The organism is Pseudomonas sp. MAG733B (genome assembly GCF_036884845.1).
Lineage (GTDB): Bacteria > Pseudomonadota > Gammaproteobacteria > Pseudomonadales > Pseudomonadaceae > Aquipseudomonas.
Genome location: NZ_CP145732.1, coordinates 6,028,499 through 6,046,011 on the forward strand (window position 1 = coordinate 6,028,499; position 17,513 = coordinate 6,046,011).

Sequence of the window (17,513 nt, forward strand, 5' to 3'; positions counted from 1 at the left end):
AGCCATACCCGAATCGACCACTGCCATGACCAGCCCCCGCACACCCAAACCTGCGCGCAAGAAGCCTGACTCCGCGACCCCGGCCAAAGCCGTGGAGCCCCGCGAAAAGGCCAGCCTGCATCCGCGCAACCGCCACCAGGGTCGTTACGACTTCCCGGCGCTGATCAAAAGCACGCCGGAATTGAAGAAGTTCGTGATCATCAATCCGTATGGCAAGGAAAGTATCGACTTCGCCAGCCCGGACGCGGTGCGCGTGTTCAACCGGGCGCTGCTCAAGGCGTTCTATGGCATTGCTCATTGGGACATTCCGGCGGACTACCTTTGTCCACCGGTTCCGGGCCGTGCCGATTATGTGCATTTCCTGGCTGACCTCCTGGCCAGCGTCAACGACGGCAAGATCCCTCGCGGTGCGTCGGTCAATGTTCTGGATATCGGTATGGGCGCCAACTGCGTTTATCCGCTGATTGGTCACAGCGACTACCGCTGGCACTTCCTTGGCTCGGAAATCGATCCAACGGCCGTTGCTTCTGCCAAAGCCATCGTCCAGTCCAACGGGTTGAACAAGGCCATCCAGTTGCGTCAACAGACCAATCCCAAGCACATCCTGCTGGGCTTGCTGGAACCTGGCGAACGCTTTGACCTGACCATGTGTAACCCGCCGTTCCATGCCTCGATGGCCGAAGCGACCAAGGGCAGCGAGCGTAAATGGCGCGCATTGGGCCGCGCCGATCCGAAACGCAAACTGCCGGTGCTGAACTTCGGTGGGCAGTCAGCTGAATTGTGGTGTGAAGGGGGCGAGGCACGTTTCGTGACGCAATTGATCGCCGAGAGCGCGAATTTCCAGCATAAAGTGCTGTGGTTCAGCACCCTGGTGTCGAAAGCCTCGAACCTGCCAGCCATCGAGACGGCACTGCACAAGGCCGGCGTACTGGAAAGTCAGGTGGTGGAGATGTCTCAAGGGCAGAAACAAAGCCGCTTCGTCGCCTGGACCTTCCAGACCAAATCCGAGCAGCAGATCTGGCGCCAAGAGCGCTGGACACGCTAAAGCAGAGTCACTGCGCGGCGTCTGTGCAGGAGCGGCGGAACGCTGCGATCTTTTGATGTTGATTTGAAACAGGATCGCAGCCTCGTTTCACTCGCCAGCGCCTAAAATCGCAGGCACAAAAAAACCGTGCCCGGATTGCTCCGGCGCACGGTTTTTTTTATCGCTGCGTCTTACTTGTTCACAGCGTCGGTCAGGCCTTTGGCCACAACCAGCTTGATCACTTTCTTTGCAGGGATTTCGATGGCAGCGCCAGTCGAAGGGTTACGGCCGGTACGGGCAGGACGCTCAGTCACTTTCAGTTTGCCGATACCTGGCAGAGTGATTTCGCCGCCGTTTTCCAGCTGATCAGCAACGATTTGGCCCAGTTGGTCCAGAGCGTTACGCGCGGTGGTTTTTGGCGCGTCGATAGCTTCAGCGATGTCGGCGATCAGTTGGTCTTTAGTAAGAGCCATGTAGTGTTCCTTCCCTATCAAATTCATATGGATTGCAGAGTGCAGTGTCAGCCATCGAGCCCGATCTTCTGGATCTGGCACCCTCGGCGATAACCGCGACGAGTCGGGTTATAGATACCGAAATCAGGGTTTGGTTCGACCTGACAATTGCTGACTGCACGCTTAACGCAGTGACTTCGCGTAAGACCGGGCAAAACTAGCACAGAGACGGGGAAATATCCGCCTCTAGCTACCCATTTGGTCAGCTTTATTGCTCTAAATCGGGAAAAAAATGCATAAGCGCCGCCGGTCGCCCGGGATTTGACCTTCGCAACGCGCCAAAACCAGTGGTTGCGGTACACTTGGCGCTTTTTCGGGGAGCTCGCCCTGCTCTCTCCAACCAGCCGCCCCCATCAGCCGAGAAGCCCATGCCGATCCGTCATTGCATCGTCCACCTGATCGACAAAAAACCCGACGGCACGCCCGCAGTTCTTCACGCTCGCGACTCTGAACTGGCCGAGTCCGCCGCCATCGAGAACATGCTCGCCGACCTCAACGAGAGCTACAACGCCAAGCAAGGCAAAGCCTGGGGGCTGTTCCATCCGGAGTCCGGTGCCTTTCCATTCAGCGGCTGGCTGAAGGAATATCTCGAGGGTGGCCAGGACTTCACAGCCTTCAGCCGTGTGGCGGTGGAACACCTGCAAAAGCTGATGGAAGAATCCAACCTTTCGGTCGGCGGCCACGTGTTGTTCGCTCATTATCAGCAAGGCATGACCGATTACCTGGCCATCGCCCTGCTGCACCACAGCGAAGGCGTGGCAGTGACCGACCAACTCGACGTAACTCCGTCCCGCCACCTGGACCTGGGCCAGTTGCACCTGGCGGCGCGCATCAACGTTTCCGAGTGGCAGAACAACAAACAGTCCAAGCAGTACATTTCGTTCATCAAAGGCAAGAACGGCAAAAAGGTTTCGGAATACTTCCGTGACTTCATTGGCTGCCAGGAAGGCGTCGACGGCCCGGGTGAAACCCGTACCTTGCTCAAGGCGTTCAGCGACTTCGTCGAAAGCGAAGACCTGCCGGAAGACGACGCCCGCGAGAAGACCAAAACCCTGGTCGACTATGCCAGCAGCCAGGCCAAACTCGGCGAGCCCATGGGCCTGGAAGAACTGTCCGGTTTGATCGACGAAGAACGCCCGAAAGCCTTCTACGATCACATCCGCAACAAGGATTACGGCCTGTCGCCAGAGATCCCGGCCGATAAGCGCACCCTGAACCAGTTCCGCCGTTTCACCGGTCGCGCCGAGGGCCTGTCGATCAGCTTCGAAGCGCACCTGCTGGGCTCGAAGATCGAGTACGACGAAGAAGCCGGCACGCTGATCATCAAAGGTCTGCCGACCTCGCTCACCGACCAGCTCAAGCGACGCAACTGATGCTCGGCAACGTGCTGAAAAAATTCCTGCTGATCCTGCTGGTGGTTGTGGTCTATCAGAACTGGGGCAAGATCGAGCGGGTGTTCAACCCTTCGCAAGTGGTGTCCGAGCAGACTCAGGCCAAAGCCAACGTCGTGCTCTATGCCACCGAATGGTGTGGCTACTGCAAACTGACCCGACGCTTTCTCGATCAGAAAGGCATTCCGTACAAGGAATTCGATATCGAGAAGGATGCGGTGGCGCGCAAGGACTATGAAGCCCTGGGTGGTGGCGGCATTCCAATTATCGATGTGAACGGAACGCTGATTCGCGGGTATGACCCGGACGCGATTCTGGCGGCACTGAAATAATCATGCGGGAGCGAGCACGCTCGCTCCCGCATGTTTTTTGTCAGCAGGCTTCGATGCGGAAACCAAACCGCGGAAAGTGCACATGCACCACGCCGCCACGTTCATCTTCACGACGCACGATCAATTCTTCGCGACCGGCAAACAACAACTCGCCCTTCACCGGATCAACGCCATAGTCCGTAGCGGCGATCAGCACCTGCTGACCCGCCTCGAACCCATTGGGATCAACGAACTGCTCATCCGGCAATGCCGCTGGCGTGGCATTGCGCGCAACGTCCAGCGCTTCCTCGGATGTCATCTCGCTGGATGCGCCATGACCAAAGCCCAGCACCCGCGCGTGCCACGCAGTGACTGCCGGGTATGCGTCGACCAATGGCGCAGTGACCGGCGTAGCCTTGAGAAACCACAAGGAATGCGCCAGGGCAAAGTCGGCAATCGACGGCTCGCCAAACAGGAAGTCGCCGTGCTCGCGCTGCAATTGCTGTTCCAGGCGCGACATGATGGTGGGCCACTGATGCTTGGCCAGCTCGGCGGACAGTTTTGTCGCACTGCCACCGCTGAACAATCCGGCGCGGTCGGCGAGAAACGCCTTGATCGCTTCCGGCGGCAAACTACCGAAGCGCGCAGCGACCGATTCCGGCTGAAACACCAGGCTGACCGCATGCTGGAACACCACCGAATCGGCCCATGTGGCGAACGAAGCGGCGATCATTTCCTGCCCTTCCGGGAAGAACGCCGGCAGGGCTTTTTCCTGTTCCAGTCGACGGGCAATCAACGCTGTATCGCAATAAATATCCGCACCGATCTGCAACACCGGGGTCTTGCGGTAACCGCCAGTCAGCGCCGTGAGATCAGGTTTTGGCATCACCGGGGAAATCTTCACCGAGCGCCAGGACAGTCCCTTGAAACCCAGCAGCAAGCGGGCTTTTTCGGCAAAAGGGGACGTCGGGTAATGATGAAGAATCAACTCGGACATGCTCGGCTCCGCCGCAAAGATCAGGAATCCGCAGCTTAGCGCGCAATCACTTGGCAGCCTACAGATCTGCCTGATGGGAACCAATCAGTCAGATTGATAAGCCGGTAGCGGCGCTCGCCACCAGGCATTCCTTGGCGCTTTTCCTGAGTTTTTTGATCAGCCGTTCCTGGCGCAACGCTTCGCTTTTGTCGCGACAGGCTTCGGTGTAAACCAGCGCCATGGCCGGGCTGGAAAGAAAGAAGCGTGCGCCCTTGCCACTTTGGTGCTTGGCGAAGCGACGCACGGGATCGTCACTGATCCCGCAATAGAGCGAACCATTGGCCGCGCGCACGAGGTAGACGAACCAGGGTTTGCTCGCGGGTGTTTCGACGTCGGCAGGGTTTTCGCTGAGGGAGGTCACGTGACGATCAGTGCTTGAAAGGAAACAAGCCGCGATCTTATCAGCGACTGGCCTGAAATGCCTTCAGCCCCTTCAGGGCCTGAGCGCGGACGGCGTTGCGCACCAACGGTGTCCAGCCCAGCAGCAAACCCTTGAAACCCAGGGCCTGACGCGCCCATGTCCACATACTGAAGCTGTCGTGATGCTCGCAGATCTTGCCGTCGCGGAAGACGAAACGTGCCTGAATGTCGTTGACCACGATATTACCGGTCTGGCTGAACAGATAGGTCGCGACCCAATGAGCGCCGCCAGTGCGCTCGTCAGCAGAAACGTTGTCGAAGGTCAGGGAAAAATCCTTGGCCCGGGTGGTGAGCATGCGCCACATATCGCCAGCCTCACGACCGCGAAGCTCGCCGAACGCCGGATCGCTGAACACCACGTCATCGGTGTAACAGGCCGCCATGGCCTCGGCATCCAGACGCTGGAAGGCTTGGTAAAAGCGGGTGATCAATGCGCTGTGGGCTTCACTCATGTGCAGGCTCCCTGGGTTGCAAAATGGCTTCGTGAGATTGCCTGCACGATAGTCTGCAACCGCACCGAACACTATCGGCATTCATGAAGAAAATAACGCAATTGCTTGCTCAGCCATTGCTAGCAGGCCATTCCGCTGTCACGGGCGTAGGAAAAAAGATCGACATCCGTGGAAACGCCGAGCCTGTGCATGGCCATGTTTTTCTGTTTGCTGATGGTCGACACACTGCGCTTGAAATGACCGGCGATCTCGCTGACGGTCATACCGCTGGCCAGCATGCGCACCACTTCATACTCCTTGGCCGACAACGGCGACTCGTGCAACTGACTGCTGGAATTGGCCAGCAGCGTACGCAGTGACTCACTGAGATAGTGACGCCCCTCCTCCACGGCGTTGATTGCAAGAGGCAAATCGGTCGCCGATGCTGTTTTGGCAACAATGGCCATGACCCCTTGGGCCAGTGCGGCCCTTGCCGTCGCCACACTGTTAAACATGGTCACCAGGATGATGGGCAGATCGGGGTAGTGGCGTCGAATGGCACTCAACATTTTCAAGCCATCGGCCTGCTGCCCACCCGGCATGGAGAAGTCAGTGATCAGCAGATCGCAAGGCGTGTTTGAAAGCATATCCATCAGGCTGTCGGCTCCATCAGCCTCACCGACAATCACGCATCGCCTACTGGCATTGATGAGTATGCGCAGTCCGACAAGAACGACGGAATGGTCGTCAGCAATAACGACTCGCATTGTGGGATACCTCCTGCAAATGACGGAAAGGCGCGGAAAATAGCGCCGTTCTTTGCTTTCCCACAACGCCCCGGAAAAACGTCCTACCTCGCGTCATCAATGTAATCAAGGGTCTGGCTTTTTACCGCGCAAACAAACAGAAAACTCCTACGCCGATCCGCGCATGCGGCTACAGAAAAGAGTGCAAAACCCTTAGTCCACGTCGAAAGAAATCGCCCGCGATCCCGCAACACCTGTTCATACACCCTGCCGCGCTTTTCGTATTTGTTGCATTCCAGCCGCTGCTCCCACCGGATTTAATTGCGCCTCCTCATTCTCGATCAGTCATCCGAGTGATGCCGACGGATCTTTGTTCGAAACAATCAACGGGACGCCTCATAACGATGTCTTTTTCCTTTTCGCGTTATCTGCTCAGTACCGGTATCGGCGCTATTGCACTGCTGCTGGCAGCCCAGGCCCAGTCCGACGGCATGGTCCCCAGCACCTCCGTAGTGATCGTCAATGAGGCCGACGGCGAGGCGTCAGTGACGGTGACCAACACCGATGCCAGCCTGGCGTTGCTGCACGTCACCCTTGAACACATTCCGGAGGACAACGAGCCCCTGGTATTCGTGACCCCGCCGCTGTCACGCGTCGAGGCGTCCAAAACCCAACTCGTGCGCTTCATTCTGCAATCGGAAAAGCCCTTGCTCACTCAACGTTTGAAGCGAGTGATTTTCGAAGGCATTCCTCAAGGTCAATCAGCCCCAGAAGCCGGACATGCCAAGGTCGGCGTGACAGTGCGGCAAAACCTGCCGTTGATTCTTCATCCCAAGGGCCTGGCGACCAATCGCACCCCGTGGACTGACTTGCAATGGTCACTGAAGGACAGCCAACTGACGGTGCACAACGACACCCCGTATGTCGTACGACTGGCTCAGGAGCTGCAGTTGCTACCGTCCGCTGGCGGCGCGATGTTGCCAAAAACATACGTGTTGCCCGGAGAACGGATCAGCGTTGCCGTGCCGGCAGGCGAGGTTAATCAGGTGCGTTTTCAGCCGGCCACTGTCTACGGCTTTGCGGTGTCGCACTACGAGGCACCGGTCAAGCCATGAAGCGAACCTGAAGCCGCCAACGCACCAGCATCCCCAAGTGAGCCCATGAACACAGTAACGATTTGCCGTGACAGCGAAGCCGTGCCCGCCATTCGGGTTAGTCGCCCGCCTCTGTTCCGCCCTTGGGCCAAGGTAGCGCTTGGGCTGGCCAATTCTTTGGTACTTCTCGAGGCCTGGGCCGGTGCCATCGCCGAAAAGCCGTTGCTGACGTCGTTCGACAAAAAAACCCTGCAGCAACGTGGCATTGATCCGGCCCTGGCCGCACTGTTGCTGGTTGCTCCGCGCTTCACCGTCGGCCAACACCCCGTCACCCTTACAGTCAACGGTCAGCGTCGTGGACGGGCGGACGTGACGATCAATGCTGACGGCGATGTGTGTTTTGATCGCGCCCTGCTTGATGCCGCAAACCTGAGCGTGCCCGCCGCCCCCCAGGTAAACGACAAGCGCTGTTTCGATGTGCTTGGCACCTGGCCGCAAACGCTGATTGAACATGATCCGGCAAACCTTGGCCTTACTCTGATCGTTCCCACCGACGCGATCCGTCCGGCTTCCCGGGACTTTTCCGGCTATCAAACCGGCGGTGTTGCCGGTTTGCTCAACTACGACGTCAACAGTCTGTACAGCCTCAATGGCGACCAGTCGAGCCGCTACATGTCGGCCAACACCGAAGTTGGTTTCAACGCCGGAGACTGGATCGTGCGCAGTCGTCAGGTGCAGACCTGGCAGGAGGATGTGACCCGCACGAGCCATCTGGCAGCGTACGCCCAACGCACGTTCGCCAGTCATGAGACGGTATTGCAGGCCGGTCAGATCAACCTTTATAACCCGGTCCTCGCCGGTGCGCAGATCACTGGCTTGCAGGTCATGACCGAGCAGGCTCTGCAAGTCGAAGGACAAACGGCGGTCATCGAAGGGATTGCGCACAGTCAGGCGCAGATCGAGGTTCGGCAGAACGGTTCGCTGATTCACTCGACAGTGGTGCCCGCCGGCCCATTCTCTCTGAACGACGTGCGCCGCCTTAACAATCGCTCCGATGTTGAGGTGACGGTAAAAGAAGACGACGGCAGTGAACGGCGTTTCACGGTGCCCGCCGCCATGCTCGGTATCGGCCTGCCTACGCCTGGCTATTCGCTGGCTGCCGGTCAGATGCGCAGCACCGGTGATGCACGGGACAAAGCTCCATGGGTTATCAGTGCCGGGTGGAGCGGCGCACTGGATCCACAGCTACTGCTCAGCGCAGGCCTGACCGGTGCTGCCGACTACCGTGCGGCAGGCGTCAGCCTGGGTTTTCTGCCATCGACCGAAACGCAGATCCAGACCTCTCTGCTGAGCGCGCAGGCCGCAGGTAACCAGCCTGCAAAGGGACTTCAGGCTGACCTGAGTGTTTCCCATCGCTTCAACGATCAGTGGTCGCTCAACGCGGGAAGTTCCTACCGGACCTTCGGCTATCGCGCGCTCGAAGACACTGTGCTCGACAACAAGTCCGACGGCAGCAAGTCTCGCTACCGCGACCAACAGAGCGCCGCATTCACCTGGTCACACCCAAACTTCGGCGCATTCAGCAGTGGCATCAGCCGCTCCAGTTCATTCGACGGCCAAAGCAGCAACCGCGCCCTGACGTCCTGGGGCACCAATATTGCCGGGGTGTCTGTTTCGGCGACCGCCGAATGGCAAGTCAGCGGCTCAGAGCGACGTGATGACAGCGTGTACCTGAGCCTGAGCATTCCCTTGGGCGAGAGCCGTCGAGCCCGAACGTGGGTACGCAATGCCGGTGGCGAATACCGCAGCGGCGCTGGCCTGAACGAGCGGGTCAATGACCAATTCAGTTACCGCGTCGGCGTCGAACACGACACCCGAGACAAGCAAGTGCAGACCTCTGCCGGGGTCTCGTTATTACCGCGCTACAGCCAGCTGGACCTGAGTTACACGCGCTCTGATACCGAACGCTCCAGCTACATGGCCGGAGCCCGCGGCGCTGCCGTGCTGCACGGCGGTGGCTTGACCCTGTCGCCCTATCCGGTGCGTGACACCTTCGCGCTGCTCACGGTGGGTGACCTGGATTCGATCAAGGTCACGACACCCAGCGGACCGGTATGGACCGACTGGCAAGGTCAAGCGGTGATCTCCCAGGTCGCGGCTTACGGTCGCAGTGCGGTGGAAGTCGATACCCGTTCGCTGGCGCGCAACGTCGATATCAACAACGGGCTGGCGGTGATTTCAGCCGGGCGCGGTGCCGTCGACAAAATCGAGTTCGGGGTCACGCTGACCCGCAGAGCCTTGCTCAAGGTCACCACAAGTGACGGCGCGCCCTTGCCACGCGGCGCCATGGTGAACACCGCGGACGGCGAGTTCGTCACGCTGGTTCAGGACGGCGGCCTGGTGTTTCTACCCAACGTCTTCGCTACCGGCACGCTGTGGATAACTACCCCCGGAATGGATCGCTGCCAACTCGAATTCGAGCTGCCGGCCAAGACCGACACCCTGGCGTACTACGAGACCGCCGCCGCTCAGTGCCGAGCCCATTGAGGATGACTTCATGAACCTGTCCCGCCATTTATTTCCGGTCCTCGTCCCCCTGACGCTGTTCGGCTTTACACCACAGGCTTGGTCGCTGCCCGACGACTGTCGGCTCGATATAAGCCAGCCGGTACTCGACTTCGGTCTGATGAACCGGGCGATACGTCTCGACACTACACCTGTGCGCAACCTGGGTGAACGTCGCTTGAGCCTGAGCCTGAGCTGTGCACAACCTGCCGACATGAGCCTGTTCTATCGAGCCATGGCCGCGACCGCCGATCGTTACCACTTCGCAGAACGCGGCACCTATGAAATTCGGGTTCGCGACGGTGTTCTCGATGGCCGGTCGGTAGACCTGGGGCTGATTTCTGCTGCCGGTCAATCCCTTGAGCTAATGGCATCGAGTGTTGTCTGGCGTCCCCGGCACGGGGTCGTGCCGACAAGCGCTGGCGTGCCAGTACAGGGCCGCCACTTTTCGGCCCAATTGGAAGTCACTGCCTGGGTCCAGGAACAAGCAATGCAGGTGCGTGATGTACTCACGTGGGAAACCACCGGTATTTTCGATGCGGTCGCTGCTGGAGTTTCCCGAGAGACCAGCCTGCGCGCCAGCTTTGCGCCTGGGGCCTGCGAACCCGCGCTGTCCAATGCCGGCCAGGTCAACTTCGGCACCTTGTCCAGGAGCGATTTGAATGCCGACAAGAGCACCCAGTTGCCCCCCAAAACCTTGATGTTAAAAGTCGGCTGCGACGCGCCAACCCATTATGCCCTGGTGATGCATGACAACCGCGCCGGCTCGGCGACGGTCAACAGCGAGATTTACTACGGCCTGAGTATTGATAACCGTCACAACAAAATCGGTCTGTATTCGCTGAATGTCGACCCGGCCGATGTCACCGGCGACACCTTCCCCCGCCTGTATCGAACCGACTCCACAACCGCCGGGGCCGCCTGGAGCCCGGCCAACTCGAACCCGATTCCCATCGGCCAGAAAAGCTACCTCGGCTTTACCGATGTCGCAGGCAGCACTGCCGGCCCGATTGCGATCCAGAACCTCACCACCACGGTGACAGTGAACGCGGTCATTGCCCCCACCACGAACCTCGACCTGAGCACAGCCGTTCAGCTGGACGGATCGGGGACGATTGAAGTTTTTTACCTGTAGCACCCAACCTACCTTGCTGGTCCTGGGGCGCACTCCCGTGCTCTGGGCCAGGCAAGGACGACAACAATAGAAAGGAAGATCCAAAATGAAAAAATACATCGCCGCACTTTCGACGACTGCCCTGATCAGCGTCGCGCCTCATGCCCTTGCTTCGTCAACTGACCTGACCGTCACCGGCACTATCACCCCGGTCGCGTGCACACCGAGCCTGTCCAACGGAGGTATCGTGGACAATGGCAAAATTTCGGCGAAGGACCTCAAGCCAACCCTGCACACTCTGGTTGGCAAGCATCCGCTGCAATTGACCGTAACCTGTGATGCACCGGCTCAGTTCGCGCTCAACCCAATTGACAACCAGGCCGGTACCGGATCGACAAGGACCTGGTTCGGTCTCGGGCTAACTGATGCTGGCGAAAAACTGGGGTGGTTCTCGGTTGAGATCAAAAACACCATTGCAGATGGAGTAGTGGCACATGCAATCGATTCCGACGATGACGGTAAAACCTGGAAGCGCACCTGGGTTTCCAGCCCTGGGTATCTCCTGTCGACCGGCTCTGCCACCGACCCAAGCACTCCGATTGCAGTGCAGGCCCTGACGATGGACTTCGAGGTCGCGACCCGTATTGCTCGCGCCGACAGTCTGACCCTGACCGACGAGGTCACGATGAACGGCTCCGCCACGTTTGAAATGAAGTACCTGTAAGGCAAACTCGCCGGGCCACTCACAGCATTTTGCGAGTGGCTCGGCATCTACCTACAGACGCATCGATCAAACTTTTTCGCTGACAACCTGAACATATAACGCACGCCCGGCGCCGAGACCGGCAATGATCGCGCCGGTGCCGATGACCGCGAAAATCCAGCCGACGGCTGACCACCCGCCGGTCCAGTCATGCACGATACCCACCGCGAACGGTCCCATGGACGCCAGGGTATAGCCGAACCCTTGGGCCATGCTCGACAGGTTTGCCGCCACATGGGAATCGCGCGAGCGCAGCACGATCAGGGTCAATGCCAGACTGAACGTGGCGCCCTGTCCCAGACCGAGCACAATCGCCCAACCCCACAAACCTTCGATCGGCGCATACAGGCAACCGAACAAGCCGCCGAGGGTCAGTGCCATTACGATCACAATCGCCAGGCGCTGGTCCTTGCCGCGAGTCGCCAGCCATGGTGCGGCGAGGGAACTGATCAGTTGAACAATCACTGAACCCGAGAGCACCAGACCCGCCTGAGTCGGAGTAAGACCACGACCGATCAGGATCGACGGCAGCCAGCCGAACACGATGTAAGCCAGTGACGATTGCAGGCCCATATACAAAGTCACTTGCCAGGCCAACGGGTCGCGCAGCAAACCTCGAACGCGATAGGCGACATTGTGTGCGCCGTGTTTCGGCCCCACTTGCGGCAACCAGAACAGCGCGGCGGCCAGAGCAGGAATCACCCAGAAACCCAGGCCCATGGCCCAGCTTTTTTCGAAGTGTTCACTCAGTGGCACGGTCGCCCCTGCCGCCATCGCCGCCCCCAGGCACAGGGCCATGGTGTAGACGCCCGTCATGGTGCCGGCCTGTTTCGGAAAGTCGCGTTTGACGATACCCGGCAGCAATACACCGATTACGCCGATGCTGGCACCGGCCAGCACGCTGCCGGCGAACAGACCGATTTCACCAAAAGAACTGCGCAGAATGATGCCGCCCGCAAGTGTCAGCAGAATGCCCAGCACCACCCGCTCGGCGCCAAAACGTCGCGCCAGCAGCGGCGCCAATGGCGCGAACAGACCGAGGCAAAGCACCGGCAGTGTTGTCAGCAAACCAGCCTGGGACGCCGACAGCCCGAGGGACTTCGACACTTCGCTGAGCATCGGCGCCATGCTCGACAATGCCGGACGCAGGTTCAGCGCCACCAGAATCAACCCCAGCAGCAACAGCCATGGCCGACGCAAGACCGGATGGGTTTGCTGGACCTGCTCATCATCGGCTTCCGCATCGATCAGCAGCTCTTCAAGCTCTGCGGTGCGCTTTGATTGAGCATTCATACCGGGATTGCTGGACATGGTGTTCTCAGGTTCAAGGTTCATTGATCAACTGCCTCGTCAGGGCTTTTGCCCGTTCCGGATCGCGTTGCTCGACGGCATCGAGCAGTTCGATGTGCAGGTCGAACACTTCCTGACGGCGGGGCGTGATGTTCAGGCAGTGGCGCAATTGCGCACCGACCACGCTGGAAAAATAGCGATACAACTCGCTGAGCGTCGGGTTGTGCGCGGCGTCCACCAAGCGGCGGTGGAACACCAGATCGCAGGCGGTGTAGGTGTCCAGATCACCGTGATAGTGGCTGCCGCTGATGCCCAGCGCTTCGCGCAAAGCCACCAGATCCTCATCGGTGCGGCGCAACGCCGCCAGGCCAATGGCCTCGACTTCGAGGATGTGCCGGGTCTCGCGCGCCTGTTCCCGTGAGCAACTGGACAGCGCCTTCAAGGTGTCCAGCGGATCGACCACCGCACGCAGATAACTACCGTCGCCCTGGCGGATTTCAATCAACCCGGAAAACGCCAATACGCGCATGGCTTCGCGAACAGTGTTGCGGCTGATGCCCAGGTCCGCCGACAACTCGGGCTCGGTAGGCAGGCGCTGGCCGACCGTCCAGACGCCTTGGGTGATGCGCAGGCGCAACTGGTCCAGAGCCTGATCGACCAGGGATCGTTTAACTAATGGAGAAATTTCAGACATAAGACTCGCCCTTTCATCCAATCATAGGATGAATTTTCTGACATGTTAGTCAGCTCCGTGTAGGACGGCAACCGCCTACGGTCATAGGGCAGGAAAGAAGCAGGATTTTCGACTGGTAAAAATTACCCTTTGAGGGTAATTTTAAGAGAAGGTTAATTAACGCTATGGAAAAGCACACACCCCATTACGACTTGGCGGTGATCAGGGAAGAAGTGCGCAGACTCGGCAGCGATGCATTTTCAATGACCGCTCGAGAGGGCGGCCGAAGAATGGGGCTGAGTCTGCCGCAGATGCTACGAACCGTTTATTTGCTTGAATTCCGGATGCTGCATAAATCGATGACGACCTATGCCGATCATCGAATCTGGCAAGACGTCTATCACACAACATTTCAGGATCGGGAGATTTACATCAAGGTGACTTATCGCCCGGGCGGTAGGCATCCAGTAATCTCCTTCAAGGAGAAAAACCAATGAAAACACAGCAATGCGTCAGCTGCGGCACTCTCGACGGAATGCGGCACTTTGATGGACGCAGTTTCACTGTTGACTACAAACAGGCAGCACGACGGCTACACGACATTGCAGGCTGGGAATGCCAGGTCTGTGGCGAGATCGAATTCGATCATGACACCGACAGCGCCGAACGTTACTCCAATGCGAGCGATCGCCTGCTTGAAGACTACTTCCAGGTCATTGCCAGCGAGATGAAACGCATCCGCCGCAAACTTCACCTCACGCAGAAGGAAGCAGTGAAGCAACTCTCTGGCGGCGGGCACAATGCCTTTTCCCGCTATGAGCGCGGCGAGCTAGCCCCACCACAACCCCTGCTCACATTGATGCGCCTGCTGGATCGTCACCCTCACCTGCTCGCCGAAGTACAAGCGATGAACGAAGGCACCGAATTGCGGGAGTTACTGGCCGAGCGCTTTCCTGAGCACGAAACGGCACAGATATCCTGAACCAGACTCCAGGCAAAAATAAACCCGGAACTCAGTCCGGGTTCATTTCACTGCCAAGTGCCAATCAATGCAAAATCTGACTCAAGAACAGCTTGGTCCGATCATTCTGCGGATTGTCGAAGAAGTCGTTCGGCGCAGCCTGTTCGACGATTTCGCCCTTGTCCATGAAGATCACGCGGTTGGCCACGGTGCGGGCGAAGCCCATTTCGTGGGTCACGCAGAGCATGGTCATGCCGTCTTCGGCCAGGCCGATCATGGTGTCGAGCACTTCCTTCACCATCTCCGGGTCAAGTGCTGAAGTCGGTTCGTCGAACAACATGATTTTCGGTTTCATGCACAGTGCACGGGCGATCGCCACACGCTGTTGCTGACCGCCGGACAGTTGCCCCGGATACTTGTGCGCCTGCTCCGGAATGCGTACGCGTTCCAGGTAGTGCATGGCGATTTCCTCGGCCTTGCGCTTGGGCATCTTGCGTACCCACATCGGCGCCAGGGTGCAGTTCTGCAAAATGGTCAGGTGTGGGAACAGGTTGAAGTGCTGGAACACCATGCCGACTTCACGACGGATCGCTTCGATCTGCTTGAGGTCGTTGGTCAGCTCTACGCCATCGACCACGATGCGGCCTTGCTGGTGTTCTTCCAGACGGTTGAGGCAGCGGATGGTGGTGGACTTGCCGGAACCCGAAGGCCCGCACAGGACAATACGCTCGCCTTGCTTGACGTTGAGGTTGATGTCCTTCAGTACGTGAAACTGGCCGTACCACTTGTTCACGCCCTGCATCTGAATAATGCCTTCAGGGCTCACAGGCTGTTTGATTGCTTCGCTCATAAAAGAACTCCTAACGCTTGTGGCCAGTGTCGAGCTTACGTTCCAAATGCATGGAGTAGCGCGACATACCAAAACAGAAAATCCAGAACACCAGGGCTGCGAACACGTAGCCTTCAGTGGCCATGCCCAGCCATTTCGGGTCGGCGGCGGCTTGCTTGACGCTGTTGAGCAGGTCGAACAGGCCGATGATGATCACCAGGCTCGTGTCCTTGAACAGCGCAATGAAGGTGTTGACGATGCCGGGGATCACCAGCTTGAGGGCTTGCGGCAGAATCACCAGGCCCATGCTGCGCCAGTAACCCAGGCCCATCGCCGCGGCCGCTTCGTACTGACCTTTCGGGATCGCTTGCAGACCGCCACGCACCACCTCGGCCACGTAGGCCGACTGGAACAGGATCACGCCGATCAGCGCCCGCAGCAGCTTGTCGAAGTTCATGCCTTCAGGCAGGAACAACGGCAGCATCACCGAAGACATGAACAGCACCGTGATCAACGGCACGCCGCGCCAGAATTCGATGAAGGTCACGCAGACCACACGAATCGCCGGCATGTTAGAACGACGGCCCAGCGCCAGGACAATCCCCAGCGGCAACGCGCCGGCGATACCGACGGTGGCGATCACCAGGGTCAGCATCAGGCCGCCCCACTGGCTGGTCGCCACGGCAGGCAAGCCCAATACGCCGCCGTGCAGCAGGCACCAGGAAATGATCGGGTACAGCACCAGGAAACTCAGGCCGTATACCGCTTTACGCGGGAAGCGCGAGATGAACAACGGTGCCACGCCAATGACCGCCAACCACACGGTCAGGTCTACGCGCCAGCGCAGTTCCGGTGGGTAGTAGCCGTACATGAACTGGCCGAAACGCTGCTGGATGAACACCCAGCAGGCGCCGTCCTTGGTGCAGTCGGCGCGGGTGGTGCCGACCCAGTTGGCATCGATGATCGCCCACTGCAGGATCGGTGGAACCACCAGGTAGATCAGGTAGAACGCGAACAGGGTCAGCAGGGTGTTGAGCCAGCTGGAGAACATGTTCGCGCGCATCCACGCCACCACACCGATGCTGCTGCTCGGTGGGGGCATGTCAGGTTTGAAAGTATGAGTACTCATGCGCTTTTCCTTACCGCTCGATCAGCGCAATGCGCTTGTTGTACCAGTTCATCAGCAGGGAAATGCTGATACTGATCGCCAGGTACACGCTCATGGTGATGGCAATCACCTCGATCGCCTGCCCGGTCTGGTTCAGCACCGTACCGGCAAACAAAGACACCATTTCCGGATAACCGATACCGGCCGCCAGCGAGGAGTTTTTCGCCAGGTTCAGGTATTGGCTGGTCAGCGGCGGGATGATCACGCGCAGGGCTTGCGGGATGATCACCTTGCGCAGGGTCGGACCGTTGCGCAGGCCGAGCGAGTGCGCCGCTTCGGTCTGGCCATGGCTGACCGACTTGATGCCCGACCGCACGATTTCGGCGATGAACGCCGCGGTGTAAACGGTCAAGGCCAGGGTCAGTGCCAGCAGCTCCGGGATCAGTACCCAGCCACCGACAAAGTTGAAGCCTTGCAGCTTCGGCATTTCCCAATGCACCGGCGCGCCGAAAATCAATGCGCACAAGGCCGGGATCACCAGGAACAACGCCAGGCCGACCCAGAACTTGTGGAACGGTACGCCAGTGGCTTCGAAGCGCTTGGTGGCCCAGCGGTTCATCAGCACGATGGCGACAATGGCGACCACGACGCTGATCACGAACGCCCAGAACCCGTCGGCCATCAGCGCGGCCGGCATGTTCAGGCCACGGCTGCTGACGAAGAAGGTGTCACCGAAGTTGTGGCTGTTGCGTGGTCCCGGCATGGTCAGGAACACGGCGAAGTACCAGAACAGGATCTGCAGCAGCGGCGGAATGTTACGGAAAACTTCCACATACACTGTCGCCACTTTGGCGATGATCCAGTTCTTCGACAGCCGTGCCACACCGACGATGAAACCGAGAATCGTCGCCAGGATCACGCCAATGAAGGTCACGAGCAGGGTGTTGAGCAGACCGATGACAAACACCCGGGCATAGCTGTCCGATTCGGTGTAGTCGATCAGGTGTTGAGCGATGCCGAAACCGGCACTGCGCTCCAGAAAGTCGAAACCGGAGGTAATGCCCCGGTGCTGAAGGTTGGTTTGCGTGTTGTCGAACAGAAACCAGCCTAACGAGACCACCCCGATAATCGTGATGATCTGGAATACCCACGCACGCACTCGTGGATCGCTGAGGCTGAGCCTCTGCTTTGGTGCGCCGATTGAATTTTGCATGAAGTGCCCCGGAAATAATGGAACAGAACATC

The 17,513-nt window shown here is 58.8% G+C and carries 19 protein-coding genes; 9 read left to right on the forward strand and 10 right to left on the reverse strand.

What is annotated here, in order from left to right:
* Nucleotides 1-25: 25 nt before the first annotated feature.
* Nucleotides 26-1,045: a 23S rRNA (adenine(1618)-N(6))-methyltransferase RlmF gene (gene rlmF / locus V6Z53_RS27605; protein ID WP_338582832.1), complete on the forward strand. Its 1,020-nt coding sequence runs from the start codon at nt 26-28 to the stop codon at nt 1,043-1,045.
* A gap of 170 nt (nt 1,046-1,215) precedes the next feature.
* Here rlmF and V6Z53_RS27610 read toward each other — a convergent pair whose 3' ends face one another.
* Nucleotides 1,216-1,497, reverse strand: a complete 282-nt coding sequence (locus tag V6Z53_RS27610) for an HU family DNA-binding protein (RefSeq protein ID WP_003221909.1) — start codon at nt 1,495-1,497, stop codon at nt 1,216-1,218.
* A 407-nt stretch (nt 1,498-1,904) separates the two neighbouring features.
* Between V6Z53_RS27610 and yejK the strand changes: the two genes are divergently transcribed.
* Nucleotides 1,905-2,909, forward strand: coding sequence for a nucleoid-associated protein YejK (gene yejK / locus V6Z53_RS27615; RefSeq protein ID WP_338582834.1), 1,005 nt, complete (start codon nt 1,905-1,907; stop codon nt 2,907-2,909).
* On the forward strand, nt 2,909-3,259 hold the full coding sequence (locus tag V6Z53_RS27620; protein ID WP_150702894.1) for a glutaredoxin family protein: 351 nt from the start codon (nt 2,909-2,911) through the stop codon (nt 3,257-3,259). The genes yejK and V6Z53_RS27620 overlap by 1 nt, the downstream gene beginning before the upstream one ends.
* A gap of 40 nt (nt 3,260-3,299) precedes the next feature.
* Here V6Z53_RS27620 and V6Z53_RS27625 read toward each other — a convergent pair whose 3' ends face one another.
* The 4 genes from V6Z53_RS27625 to V6Z53_RS27640 form a co-directional block, all read right to left on the reverse strand.
* The gene (locus V6Z53_RS27625; protein ID WP_338582837.1) at nt 3,300-4,235 is read right to left on the reverse strand and encodes a glutathione S-transferase family protein; all 936 of its coding nucleotides are present in this window, start codon (nt 4,233-4,235) and stop codon (nt 3,300-3,302) included.
* A gap of 88 nt (nt 4,236-4,323) precedes the next feature.
* On the reverse strand, nt 4,324-4,635 hold the full coding sequence (locus V6Z53_RS27630) for a GIY-YIG nuclease family protein (protein ID WP_338582838.1): 312 nt from the start codon (nt 4,633-4,635) through the stop codon (nt 4,324-4,326).
* Nucleotides 4,636-4,675: 40 nt separating this feature from the next.
* Nucleotides 4,676-5,146 (reverse strand): nuclear transport factor 2 family protein, encoded by a 471-nt coding sequence (locus V6Z53_RS27635; RefSeq protein ID WP_338582839.1) that lies wholly within the window; start codon nt 5,144-5,146, stop codon nt 4,676-4,678.
* A 119-nt stretch (nt 5,147-5,265) separates the two neighbouring features.
* The gene (locus V6Z53_RS27640; RefSeq protein ID WP_338582841.1) at nt 5,266-5,892 is read right to left on the reverse strand and encodes a response regulator; all 627 of its coding nucleotides are present in this window, start codon (nt 5,890-5,892) and stop codon (nt 5,266-5,268) included.
* Nucleotides 5,893-6,275: 383 nt separating this feature from the next.
* Here V6Z53_RS27640 and V6Z53_RS27645 point away from each other — a divergent pair, with 383 nt between their 5' ends.
* The 4 genes from V6Z53_RS27645 to V6Z53_RS27660 all read left to right on the forward strand — a co-directional run bounded on the left by V6Z53_RS27645 (nt 6,276) and on the right by V6Z53_RS27660 (nt 11,368).
* Entirely contained in the window at nt 6,276-6,986 is a 711-nt protein-coding gene (locus tag V6Z53_RS27645) for a fimbria/pilus chaperone family protein (protein ID WP_338582842.1), read from the forward strand.
* Between the two features lie 45 nt (nt 6,987-7,031).
* Entirely contained in the window at nt 7,032-9,512 is a 2,481-nt protein-coding gene (locus V6Z53_RS27650; protein ID WP_338582843.1) for a fimbria/pilus outer membrane usher protein, read from the forward strand.
* Nucleotides 9,513-9,522: 10 nt separating this feature from the next.
* Nucleotides 9,523-10,665 carry a DUF1120 domain-containing protein gene (locus tag V6Z53_RS27655; protein ID WP_338582845.1) on the forward strand — a complete coding sequence of 381 codons (1,143 nt, stop codon included), beginning with the start codon at nt 9,523-9,525 and terminating at the stop codon, nt 10,663-10,665.
* Nucleotides 10,666-10,750: 85 nt separating this feature from the next.
* A complete protein-coding gene (locus V6Z53_RS27660) occupies nt 10,751-11,368 on the forward strand; it encodes a DUF1120 domain-containing protein (RefSeq protein WP_338582847.1) in 618 nt (205 codons plus the stop codon).
* A gap of 66 nt (nt 11,369-11,434) precedes the next feature.
* Here the strand turns inward: V6Z53_RS27660 and V6Z53_RS27665 are convergent, their stop codons facing one another.
* Nucleotides 11,435-12,742, reverse strand: a complete 1,308-nt coding sequence (locus V6Z53_RS27665; protein ID WP_338582848.1) for a CynX/NimT family MFS transporter — start codon at nt 12,740-12,742, stop codon at nt 11,435-11,437.
* Nucleotides 12,732-13,391, reverse strand: a complete 660-nt coding sequence (locus V6Z53_RS27670) for a FadR/GntR family transcriptional regulator (protein ID WP_338582849.1) — start codon at nt 13,389-13,391, stop codon at nt 12,732-12,734. Before V6Z53_RS27670 ends, V6Z53_RS27665 begins: the two co-directional genes overlap by 11 nt.
* Nucleotides 13,392-13,555: 164 nt before the next feature.
* Between V6Z53_RS27670 and V6Z53_RS27675 the strand changes: the two genes are divergently transcribed.
* Complete coding sequence (locus V6Z53_RS27675) at nt 13,556-13,867, forward strand: type II toxin-antitoxin system MqsR family toxin (protein WP_338582850.1); 312 nt, start codon at nt 13,556-13,558, stop codon at nt 13,865-13,867.
* A complete protein-coding gene (locus tag V6Z53_RS27680) occupies nt 13,864-14,352 on the forward strand; it encodes a type II toxin-antitoxin system MqsA family antitoxin (RefSeq protein WP_338582852.1) in 489 nt (162 codons plus the stop codon). The genes V6Z53_RS27675 and V6Z53_RS27680 overlap by 4 nt, the downstream gene beginning before the upstream one ends.
* Before the next feature lie 64 nt (nt 14,353-14,416).
* Here the strand turns inward: V6Z53_RS27680 and V6Z53_RS27685 are convergent, their stop codons facing one another.
* Genes V6Z53_RS27685 through V6Z53_RS27695 form a run of 3 tightly spaced genes read right to left on the reverse strand, consistent with a single transcriptional unit; the run spans nt 14,417 to nt 17,481 of the window.
* Complete coding sequence (locus V6Z53_RS27685; protein WP_003178331.1) at nt 14,417-15,181, reverse strand: amino acid ABC transporter ATP-binding protein; 765 nt, start codon at nt 15,179-15,181, stop codon at nt 14,417-14,419.
* A gap of 10 nt (nt 15,182-15,191) precedes the next feature.
* On the reverse strand, nt 15,192-16,289 hold the full coding sequence (locus V6Z53_RS27690; protein WP_338582854.1) for an amino acid ABC transporter permease: 1,098 nt from the start codon (nt 16,287-16,289) through the stop codon (nt 15,192-15,194).
* A gap of 10 nt (nt 16,290-16,299) precedes the next feature.
* Nucleotides 16,300-17,481 carry an amino acid ABC transporter permease gene (locus tag V6Z53_RS27695; protein ID WP_338582855.1) on the reverse strand — a complete coding sequence of 394 codons (1,182 nt, stop codon included), beginning with the start codon at nt 17,479-17,481 and terminating at the stop codon, nt 16,300-16,302.
* Nucleotides 17,482-17,513: the final 32 nt, after the last annotated feature.

What these genes read in the sequence shown, in the direction of transcription:
- rlmF (WP_338582832.1), top strand. Translation starts at nt 26, where the DNA reads ATGACCAGCCCCCGCACACCCAAACCTGCGCGCAAGAAGCCTGACTCC.
- V6Z53_RS27610 (WP_003221909.1), bottom strand. Translation starts at nt 1,497, where the DNA reads ATGGCTCTTACTAAAGACCAACTGATCGCCGACATCGCTGAAGCTATC.
- yejK (WP_338582834.1), top strand. Translation starts at nt 1,905, where the DNA reads ATGCCGATCCGTCATTGCATCGTCCACCTGATCGACAAAAAACCCGAC.
- V6Z53_RS27620 (WP_150702894.1), top strand. Translation starts at nt 2,909, where the DNA reads ATGCTCGGCAACGTGCTGAAAAAATTCCTGCTGATCCTGCTGGTGGTT.
- V6Z53_RS27625 (WP_338582837.1), bottom strand. Translation starts at nt 4,235, where the DNA reads ATGTCCGAGTTGATTCTTCATCATTACCCGACGTCCCCTTTTGCCGAA.
- V6Z53_RS27635 (WP_338582839.1), bottom strand. Translation starts at nt 5,146, where the DNA reads ATGAGTGAAGCCCACAGCGCATTGATCACCCGCTTTTACCAAGCCTTC.
- V6Z53_RS27640 (WP_338582841.1), bottom strand. Translation starts at nt 5,892, where the DNA reads ATGCGAGTCGTTATTGCTGACGACCATTCCGTCGTTCTTGTCGGACTG.
- V6Z53_RS27645 (WP_338582842.1), top strand. Translation starts at nt 6,276, where the DNA reads ATGTCTTTTTCCTTTTCGCGTTATCTGCTCAGTACCGGTATCGGCGCT.
- V6Z53_RS27650 (WP_338582843.1), top strand. Translation starts at nt 7,032, where the DNA reads ATGAACACAGTAACGATTTGCCGTGACAGCGAAGCCGTGCCCGCCATT.
- V6Z53_RS27655 (WP_338582845.1), top strand. Translation starts at nt 9,523, where the DNA reads ATGAACCTGTCCCGCCATTTATTTCCGGTCCTCGTCCCCCTGACGCTG.
- V6Z53_RS27660 (WP_338582847.1), top strand. Translation starts at nt 10,751, where the DNA reads ATGAAAAAATACATCGCCGCACTTTCGACGACTGCCCTGATCAGCGTC.
- V6Z53_RS27665 (WP_338582848.1), bottom strand. Translation starts at nt 12,742, where the DNA reads ATGAACCTTGAACCTGAGAACACCATGTCCAGCAATCCCGGTATGAAT.
- V6Z53_RS27670 (WP_338582849.1), bottom strand. Translation starts at nt 13,391, where the DNA reads ATGTCTGAAATTTCTCCATTAGTTAAACGATCCCTGGTCGATCAGGCT.
- V6Z53_RS27675 (WP_338582850.1), top strand. Translation starts at nt 13,556, where the DNA reads ATGGAAAAGCACACACCCCATTACGACTTGGCGGTGATCAGGGAAGAA.
- V6Z53_RS27680 (WP_338582852.1), top strand. Translation starts at nt 13,864, where the DNA reads ATGAAAACACAGCAATGCGTCAGCTGCGGCACTCTCGACGGAATGCGG.
- V6Z53_RS27685 (WP_003178331.1), bottom strand. Translation starts at nt 15,181, where the DNA reads ATGAGCGAAGCAATCAAACAGCCTGTGAGCCCTGAAGGCATTATTCAG.
- V6Z53_RS27690 (WP_338582854.1), bottom strand. Translation starts at nt 16,289, where the DNA reads ATGAGTACTCATACTTTCAAACCTGACATGCCCCCACCGAGCAGCAGC.
- V6Z53_RS27695 (WP_338582855.1), bottom strand. Translation starts at nt 17,481, where the DNA reads ATGCAAAATTCAATCGGCGCACCAAAGCAGAGGCTCAGCCTCAGCGAT.